This window comes from Sulfoacidibacillus thermotolerans (genome assembly GCF_003144315.1).
Lineage (GTDB): Bacteria > Bacillota > Bacilli > Alicyclobacillales > SLC66 > Sulfoacidibacillus > Sulfoacidibacillus thermotolerans.
This window is the reverse complement of sequence record NZ_MPDK01000003.1, coordinates 159,189-165,188: the sequence shown is the minus strand read 5'-3', so window position 1 is coordinate 165,188 and position 6,000 is coordinate 159,189. Positions and strand designations below refer to the sequence as shown.

Annotated in this window: 6 protein-coding genes and 1 pseudogene; 2 read left to right on the top strand and 5 right to left on the bottom strand. The window is 44.4% G+C overall.

The annotated features are described in order from the left end of the window. Positions 1-394: 394 nt before the first annotated feature. The 3 genes and pseudogenes from BM613_RS15475 to BM613_RS03420 form a co-directional block, all read right to left on the bottom strand. Positions 395-644, bottom strand: a pseudogene (locus tag BM613_RS15475) (group II intron reverse transcriptase/maturase); the annotation flags it as partial. A 103-nt stretch (positions 645-747) separates the two neighbouring features. Further along, a complete protein-coding gene (locus BM613_RS03425; RefSeq protein ID WP_109429767.1) occupies positions 748-1,494 on the bottom strand; it encodes an ABC transporter permease in 747 nt (248 codons plus the stop codon). Then, the gene (locus BM613_RS03420; RefSeq protein ID WP_109429766.1) at positions 1,491-2,405 is read right to left on the bottom strand and encodes an ABC transporter ATP-binding protein; all 915 of its coding nucleotides are present in this window, start codon (positions 2,403-2,405) and stop codon (positions 1,491-1,493) included. Before BM613_RS03420 ends, BM613_RS03425 begins: the two co-directional genes overlap by 4 nt. A gap of 173 nt (positions 2,406-2,578) precedes the next feature. Here BM613_RS03420 and BM613_RS03415 point away from each other — a divergent pair, with 173 nt between their 5' ends. Both BM613_RS03415 and BM613_RS03410 read left to right on the top strand, forming a co-directional pair. Continuing rightward, a complete protein-coding gene (locus BM613_RS03415) occupies positions 2,579-3,748 on the top strand; it encodes a sensor histidine kinase (protein ID WP_109429765.1) in 1,170 nt (389 codons plus the stop codon). A gap of 27 nt (positions 3,749-3,775) precedes the next feature. Continuing rightward, positions 3,776-4,378: a response regulator transcription factor gene (locus BM613_RS03410; protein WP_109429764.1), complete on the top strand. Its 603-nt coding sequence runs from the start codon at positions 3,776-3,778 to the stop codon at positions 4,376-4,378. A gap of 112 nt (positions 4,379-4,490) precedes the next feature. On the opposite strand, the gene BM613_RS03405 is transcribed toward BM613_RS03410, so the two are convergent. Further along, positions 4,491-4,985, bottom strand: coding sequence for a hypothetical protein (locus BM613_RS03405; RefSeq protein ID WP_219930620.1), 495 nt, complete (start codon positions 4,983-4,985; stop codon positions 4,491-4,493). Positions 4,986-5,172: 187 nt separating this feature from the next. After that, positions 5,173-5,769 (bottom strand): hypothetical protein, encoded by a 597-nt coding sequence (locus BM613_RS03400; RefSeq protein ID WP_109429763.1) that lies wholly within the window; start codon positions 5,767-5,769, stop codon positions 5,173-5,175. Positions 5,770-6,000 lie beyond the last annotated feature (231 nt).

Below are 6,000 nucleotides of genomic sequence, written 5' to 3'. Positions count from 1 at the left end.
AAAATGCCTCATCCTTCCCTGTGAACTCATGGCCAAAAACCTTGAATAGAACACCACGTGCCCCCCTTTTTTCCAGAAAGTAAATGGATAAAGAGGAAATACGCTATATTCTATAAAAATCCTTTATTTCCAAGATTGAAAGATTGCATTTTTGCAATTTTTTCGTTTTATGCGATTCGTACTCATACGAATATAGATCCACGCTTTCCTGAGTTCAAAGGGAGACGGGCCCCGAATGAACAAGGTTGTCTCCCTTCGGTTACAGCACTTGAAATTCGTGTTACTAATGTCTCACATCATGCCTGATACATTGTAATCGCAACGACGATCCGTCGTTCTGGGAAAAGCTCTCGAATCAATTTGCTGTTTGTCCACTGAAAACTGTTGTTCAAGTCATGACTCCTGCTTGCAGGTACCTGTATATCAATTTGAGCTGGCGCTTGTCCTTGCCCTTCTGCACCACACGCGCCATCAACATATCGTGATTTACACGGTCAAAGAACTGTGCCAAGTCCATATCAATTACCCAGGCGGTACTCCTGCGCTATGTAACTCTGCGCCTGTTTCACCGCGTCGTGTGCGCTGTATTCTGACCGCAACCCATTACTGTGTATGGAGAATTCCGAGTCAAAGATGGGCGTAAAGTGGGGCAAGCACGAGCGCTCGTCCCCAAAAACATATTCCTGCTTTGCAAAACCAAACGCACAATCGCGAAAATAGAGGCTAGACGTGAGTGCTGATTCCGCATTATGAAGATTCGCCATTCCAGCGAAAAAAACGTGGAGCTAGCAGTATAGAGCCAATAAAGATCACCACAAGCACCCAAACATCGGTCCCCTCCTTACTGATTGGATAAAAATTCCACGTTTTACGTAAGAGATCGATTACATAATAGAGAGGTAAAATTTTTGAGATCTGTTGTAAGAATTTCGGCATTTCGGAAACGGGAAAGGTGGCTCCCGATAGAAACAACATCAGATATAACAGCAGAGAACTGATCGCAGCTGCCGTGCGCGGATTTTTTGCAAAAGAAGTCAAAAGCAAACCAAAGGGAAAAAGGGCTGCCACTGACAAGAACAGTGCAAGGAAAGTGCTCCCCCAATACTTGGGCCAATTCAGTTGAAATTGCAGTTTCCCGAAAAGAATCACCACAAGCGCGCTAAAACTAAAAATGACAATACCATAGGCCATATGCGCAGCAAGGATCATCCACGAGGGAACTGGAGTCGCTTGTAGGCGTCGCAAGACACCCGTCTGACGATAGGATGAAAGTGTGGTCCCAATCGTAAATAAGGCGATCGTCAACATGTTGATCGCAAGCCAAGAAGGCACATACGCATCACTATAACTCATCCCATCCACCGATGATTTCCCAAACATTTCACCAAACAACCAGATCATCGCAAGGGGGAATAAAAACGTCCAAAACACCGCTTGTTTTTCCCGGAAAAATAATTTTGTCTCAATCACGAGCAACCGCCACAATCCATTCACGCCTTCTCGCCTCCTCCGATCAATTGGACAAAAAGGTCATCTAAACTTCCCATTTCAAAACAAAACGCATCAATTTTCCACTTTTGCTCCTGTGCCAATTGAAAAACCTGCAAACTCACTGCCTGTAAATCTGCACAATATACTTTCACTGTCTCTCCTTCACACTCTACACGCGAAACTCCATGAATCGCGCGTAACTTAGTTCGATCTACTGTACTTGATAAAAAAGAGAGATAATTCATCCCCATACTCGTAGCAATTAATCGCTTGGGCGTGTCAAGAGCAGCCACTTCACCCCCTTTGAACATCGCCACACGATCGCATAGTTTTTCTGCTTCTTCCATATAGTGAGTTGTAATTACAATCGTTTTCGAGGCATCGCGCAATTGTTTAATCAGTGCCCAAATCTCACGCCGCGCATTCGGATCAAGCCCCGTGCTTGGTTCATCTAAAAAAATGAGTTCAGGATCGTGAATCGTCGCAAGTGCTAACATCAAACGCTGCTTCCATCCCCCTGATAAATCCTTAAAGTAGGTGTTCTCCACTTTTTTTAAGTCAAAAGACTCTATCGCTCGATCCACATTCCCCTGCTTTTTATATAGAGAAGAAAAGAGGGTAAGTGCCTCGCGAACCTTTAACCTCTCTTGTATAGAGGTCGATTGAAACTGAATCCCTATTCGCTCTCGCAGAGTACGAGCCTGTTTTTGTGGATCTAGACCCAGTACTTTCACACTTCCGCGATCGCGTCTGCGCAAGCCTTCAAGGATTTCCAGTGTCGTTGTTTTTCCGGCTCCATTGGGTCCAACGATGCCAAAAATCTCCCCTTTCGCTACACGGAAAGACACCCCGCACACAGCATGTTTTTCTTTGTAAAATTTATGTAAGTCCTCAACCACAATCGCATCTGCCAAAGCGCACGAACCTCCTCGCAACGTGTTTACCTTATGATACACTCTAGTAAATGGCAATCGACAAGTGACATCTGTCATCTTTTCGCTGGAAGATCCCGCATTCAAGCAAAATTTCCAGATGCAATGCAATCTAGGATCTGTAAACCTGTGAAACGTGTTGGAGAGTGAATGTTATGAAACACTTGTTTCATAAAGAAAATCGAACCTTTGGTTACTTATATCTCTTTCAATTGCTTATTCCCCTGTTCTTTCTCTTTACCATGCCACTGAAACAACTGCTCCTTGGTCTCTCTTTGCTCCTCATCTTTGCATTTGCTTATATTCAAACTTATCGATTGCATGGAAAGTCTCGATATATCTGGATCGCTGTTGAATCATTGCTTGTCATGATAATGGCAGCCTTACTCTCAGGATGGTTTTTTTGGTTAGATTTTTATCCGGCAGCCGCCATAGGTGCACTCTTAACCAGGCGTCAATTAGCCTTTGTGCTGCCACTGTTCATCCTTTGTAATCTCGCTGATTTTCTCTTTCTACTTCAACAACACGGGGATTTTAGTATTGATAATTTTCCGATTATTGCAGGTTTCATCATTAGCCTAGGCGCAACATCTTATATCACAAATTATCAAATGCGTATACAAATTGCCCATCGTGAATTACAACGCGCCCAACAAGAAAATGAGCGTTTGGCCAAAATTGCTGAACGGGAGCGGATCAGCGCTGATTTGCACGATGTCATCGGGCATGAACTCGCCCTCATTACACTAAAATCACAACTAGCAAAACAGTTGCTCACACGAGATTTAATACTTGCAAAGGGAGAAATTTCCGATATTGAAAATGCCGCTCGCCAAGCGCTCACTCAAGTTCGTGAATATATCACAGGCATTCGCCAGGCAGATTTTGAGGAAGAGTGGCAAGAAGCCATGAAATTCTTGCAAACGGCAGGCATTCGCAATTTAGAAGAAAAGGTACAAACACACTGCGAACTTCCGCTTACTATGAGACAAACACTCGCATTTTGCTTACGTGAAACGACGACAAACATCGTGCGCCATAGTCAAGCGACAGAAGCTGTGATACGCCTTTTTGCAACAGACAAATTTCTGTGCTTATATGTCGCTGACAACGGCATTGGACTAGAACATGAGAGTACAACCCCCCAAAAACAGAAACTAGGTTATGGACTAAGCAGCCTCAATGCACGTCTTGATTCTATAGGCGGACGTGTGTTCTCCTGGTCAAACGGAGTTGCTTTGCAGCCGTGGGATGAATTTACTGATTATCTTCCACAGGGGACACAAGGCCTCGCCTGGCTCTTTGCAGTACCCAAAAAGCAATGACAATTGCAGGAAAGGGGAAGCGAAAAATTGATCAAAATCATGCTAGCAGAAGACCAAACGCTCGTACGTGGCGCCTTGAGCGCATTGCTACAACTTGAAGAAGACATGAATGTCGTCGCAGAAGCTGGCGATGGCCAAAACGCGATCGCACTGGCATTAAAAACACAGCCTGACATCGCGCTGATCGACCTTGAACTGCCGCTACTAAGTGGACTTGAAGTAGTCAAACAACTTGCCATTCAACTACCTACATGCAAAACACTGGTCGTCACCACATTTGCACGACCGGGTTATTTCAAACGGGCACTTGAAGCAGGCGCATCGGGGTATTTGTTAAAAGACGCACATATCGAAGAGTTGACAACTGCAATTCGCACGGTTTATCAAGGCGGAAAAATACTGACAAAGGAATTGCTCTTACAGGCAATGCGTGAAGAAAATCCGCTCACGCAACGCGAACTTGAAATTTTGTTAGCTGCCCGTCGTGGATTAACAACAAAAGAAATTGCACAAACACTTTTTCTATCGAGTGGAACCGTACGCAATTACTTGTCTGAAATCATGTCTAAACTGCAAGTCCAAACTCGGCAGGATGCCATTCGGCACGCAGAAGAAAAAGGCTGGCTATAAGAAAACAGCCAGCCTTAAACAATCGCGGTGCAATGTTGTTCTTTCTGTAACAGCTTCATCCGTACACACAGTAAGCCCACTGCTTTTAAAAGCAGATCACCTGACGAGACAATCATGCACGAGTAGACACCCGCTTATAGTTTGCAGGCAACACGCCCTGCCTTTCGGCCGCAGCAAACCCTTCCTTTACAAAACCGTTGATCATCTCGCCATGCGCTTGAATAAGCAATACGACATTCGGATCGTCACTTGTTTCTTCCACGAGTACGCCATTTGGCAAAAGAGTAACTTCCATGTGCACTTTGTCGCGATTGGCAAAAATCTCAACAAATGCAGGATCCCAAAAACGCAATCCAAAGTTCTCTTCTAACCGATGGTGCATCGCAGGTACATGATCGTGCAAAAGTTTCACGATTTCAGGATCATCAGAAGTGGTCGTCGCTCGGATCCCATTTGGCAAGTTGGTCACTTCTCTTTGAATTCGATCATGATCACGCAACAGCGTATGAAATACTTCTTGATCGTGAAGATGGCGCTCCCTGCGATCACTGTTCAAGCCCATCCCATGATTTCCCCGATTCATAGCTTGTCCAGTCACTCTATCCATTTTCCAGCACCCTCCATATTCAGGTGTACATCCTTCGCACTCTATATACACTCCGCGAATGACTCTCAGATATTTTTAACCATAGCAGAGTTCAGGAACAATGACTATAGTTCAAAATGTCTATTTTTAAACGCACAGCGCGAAGAATCTGGCTTTGGATGAAGGGATACTGTTGTGCATCGAGCGATTAAACCCAAAAATGCGCACCATTAGCAAAATTAAGAGTAACACCTACTGTCAGATATAATAACCAACTTCCCGTTAACAATTGAAAGACCCCTACACCTTTATGAAACACTGTCTTGTCTAAAAAGCGGGCGAAGATTTCACAGACATAGATAAGCGTTAAGCCTATGAATAAAATCGTCGCCGGAATATCTCCCGCTGTATGAAAGGAGACTGCACCCAGTACACTCAACACGAGAACAGCCAAGGCCATGTATCCTTCCGGACCCACTTCTCCTCCGATGTAACGCCGCCAGCCCATAACAATCCAGTGAATCCCATAAATCGTGAAGGCTAGCGCTGCCATATACAGCGGAGCGGCATTGCGATACACAGGAAACCAACTCAACCCCACCATCAAATAAGTGCCAGTAATAAATTGAGCAAAACCGCCAAGTCCCATCCCCCATAGACCCAATGTTTTTTCCATCTTTTGCTTATCGCCACTCCAATTGGGTCCACCAAAAACTGCCGTCCCGCCTTGTACAAAATAATTGATCGCAAGACCTAAAAATCCAATTGCAAGCGGCCAAAATGAAGAAATCGGAAATGTATTCACCGTATAGTCTCCTCCTCATCCTACATGTCAAACATCTATAAAATAAAGTGCATTCATTGCAATGCATTTCTTGTGATTAAGAAGTAGCGTGCACCTTTCACACACTTCCCATGCGCAAATGGATAAAAAGAAAAACAACATCACCTCCTAAAGCAAAAGAAAAACTCCACAAAAACAGAGTTCGCGAAATAAGCATCCGCAACCTGTTTTTGTGGAGTAGTTCAAAGCACC